Source organism: Pseudoxanthomonas sp. USHLN014 (genome assembly GCF_037153335.1).
Taxonomy (GTDB): Bacteria; Pseudomonadota; Gammaproteobacteria; order Xanthomonadales; family Xanthomonadaceae; genus Pseudoxanthomonas_A; species Pseudoxanthomonas_A winnipegensis.
The window spans coordinates 2501-5435 of the sequence record NZ_JBBCKO010000022.1 but is presented as its reverse complement, the minus strand read 5'-3'; the positions used below and the strand labels follow the sequence as shown (position 1 = coordinate 5435).

At 54.8% G+C, this 2935-nt stretch carries 2 rRNA genes (1 of these 2 only partly in view); both read right to left on the bottom strand.

Features of this window, described 5'->3' with window-relative positions:
• Positions 1-116: 116 nt before the first annotated feature.
• Positions 117-231 (bottom strand): 5S ribosomal RNA (gene rrf, locus WFQ05_RS20520).
• Between the two features lie 146 nt (positions 232-377).
• Positions 378-2935, bottom strand: a 23S ribosomal RNA gene (locus tag WFQ05_RS20515) (it continues 311 nt past the right edge of the window).

Here is a 2935-nt window from a genome sequence, read left to right as displayed (position 1 = left end):
CGGGCGTATTGCCTGGCTCTCTGCGTTGCGTCCCAGGCCGCGCGGCAGCTTTGCTTTTCCCAGGCGCAAAAGAAGACCCCCTCAGATCGTTGGATCTGAGGGGGTCTGGGGTAAGACCCTGGCGATGACCTACTCTTGCATGGCTTAAGCCACACTACCATCGGCGCAGCTGCGTTTCACTTCCGAGTTCGGGATGGGATCGGGTGGGACCACAGCGCTAATTTCACCAGGGAGACGGTTGGAGCGTCGCCATCCGATACAGCTGGATTAGGCGCTCAGTCTCGCGTAGTTACTTGTGATGTAGAGAGCGATTAGTGAGCATCGACGTGCGTCGAGGCTAAGGTGGTCTTCGCTAGGGCGAAGCCACTTGAGGTTATATGGTCAAGCCACACGGATCATTAGTATCAGTTAGCTCAACGCCTTACAGCGCTTACACACCTGACCTATCAACCACCTAGTCTTGATGGTTCCTTTAGGGGACTTGTGTCCCGGGAGATCTCATCTTGAGGCGCGCTTCCCGCTTAGATGCTTTCAGCGGTTATCGCTTCCGAACATAGCTACCCGGCAGTGCCACTGGCGTGACAACCGGAACACCAGAGGTTCGTCCACTCCGGTCCTCTCGTACTAGGAGCAGCCCCTCTCAAATCTCCAACGCCCATGGCAGATAGGGACCGAACTGTCTCACGACGTTCTGAACCCAGCTCGCGTACCACTTTAAATGGCGAACAGCCATACCCTTGGGACCGACTACAGCCCCAGGATGTGATGAGCCGACATCGAGGTGCCAAACACCGCCGTCGATATGAACTCTTGGGCGGTATCAGCCTGTTATCCCCGGAGTACCTTTTATCCGTTGAGCGATGGCCCTTCCATACAGAACCACCGGATCACTAAGACCTACTTTCGTACCTGCTTGATCCGTCGATCTTGCAGTCAAGCACGCTTATGCCTTTGCACACAGTGCGCGATGTCCGACCGCGCTGAGCGTACCTTCGTGCTCCTCCGTTACTCTTTGGGAGGAGACCGCCCCAGTCAAACTACCCACCATACATGGTCCCCGATCCGGATAACGGACCTAGGTTAGAACGTCAAGCACATCAGGGTGGTATTTCAAGGTTGGCTCCACTGCAGCTAGCGCCACAGTTTCATAGCCTCCCACCTATCCTACACAGACGAACTCAACGTTCAATGTAAAGCTATAGTAAAGGTTCACGGGGTCTTTCCGTCTTGCCACGGGAACGCTGCATCTTCACAGCGATTTCAATTTCACTGAGTCTCGGGTGGAGACAGCGCCGCTGTCGTTACGCCATTCGTGCAGGTCGGAACTTACCCGACAAGGAATTTCGCTACCTTAGGACCGTTATAGTTACGGCCGCCGTTTACTGGGGCTTCGATCAAGAGCTTCGCCTTGCGGCTGACCCCATCAATTAACCTTCCAGCACCGGGCAGGCGTCACACCCTATACGTCCACTTTCGTGTTTGCAGAGTGCTGTGTTTTTGATAAACAGTCGCAGCGGCCTGGTCACTTCGGCCTCCCCCAGCTATTCACCAGAAGAGGCGCACCTTCTCCCGAAGTTACGGTGCTATTTTGCCTAGTTCCTTCACCCGAGTTCTCTCAAGCGCCTGAGAATTCTCATCCTACCCACCTGTGTCGGTTTACGGTACGGTCTGCGTAAGCTGAAGCTTAGGAGCTTTTCCTGGAAGCGTGATATCAGCAGCTTCGCCCTAAAGGGCTGGTCCTTCGTCTCAACGTTGCTCCCCCGGATTTGCCAAAGGGAACCGCCTCAACGCTCTCACCAGGACAACCAACGCCTGGCCTGCCTAACCTTCTCCGTCCCTCCATCGCACTTACGCGAGGTGCAGGAATATTAACCTGCTTCCCATCGACTACGGCTTTCGCCCTCGCCTTAGGGACCGACTAACCCTGCGTCGATTAACGTTGCGCAAGGAAACCTTGGGCTTTCGGCGTGCGGGCTTTTCACCCGCATTATCGTTACTCATGTCAGCATTCGCACTTCCGATACCTCCAGCGGACTTCTCAATCCACCTTCGCAGGCTTACGGAACGCTCCTCTACCGCGCATCGCTTATCGCGATGCACCCCAAGCTTCGGTTTCGTGCTTAGCCCCGTTAAATCTTCCGCGCAGACCGACTCGACCAGTGAGCTATTACGCTTTCTTTAAAGGGTGGCTGCTTCTAAGCCAACCTCCTGGCTGTCTGTGCCTTTCCACATCGTTTTCCACTTAGCACGAAATTTGGGACCTTAGCTGTGGGTCTGGGTTGTTTCCCTTTTCACGACGGACGTTAGCACCCGCCGTGTGTCTCCCATACAGTCCGTCTTGGTATTCGGAGTTTGCAATGGTTTGCTAATCCGCGATGGACCGCTAGCCATAACAGTGCTCTACCCCCAAGAGGATACATATGAGGCGCTACCTAAATAGCTTTCGAGGAGAACCAGCTATCTCCGGGTTCGATTAGCTTTTCACTCCTAATCACAGCTCATCCCCGTCTTTTGCAACAGACGTGGGTTCGGGCCTCCAGTACCTGTTACGGCACCTTCACCCTGGCCATGACTAGATCACCCGGTTTCGGGTCTACTGCCCGCGACTATGCGCCCTTATCAGACTCGGTTTCCCTTCGCCTCCCCTACACGGTTAAGCTTGCCACGAACAGTAAGTCGCTGACCCATTATACAAAAGGTACGCAGTCACCCCTTGCGAGGCTCCTACTGCTTGTACGCACACGGTTTCAGGATCTATTTCACTCCCCTCTCCGGGGTTCTTTTCGCCTTTCCCTCACGGTACTGGTTCACTATCGGTCGGTCAGGAGTATTTAGCCTTGGAGGATGGTCCCCCCATGTTCAGACAGGGTTTCTCGTGCCCCGCCCTACTCGTCTTCACTGATATGGCCCTTTCAAATACAGGGCTGTCACCTTC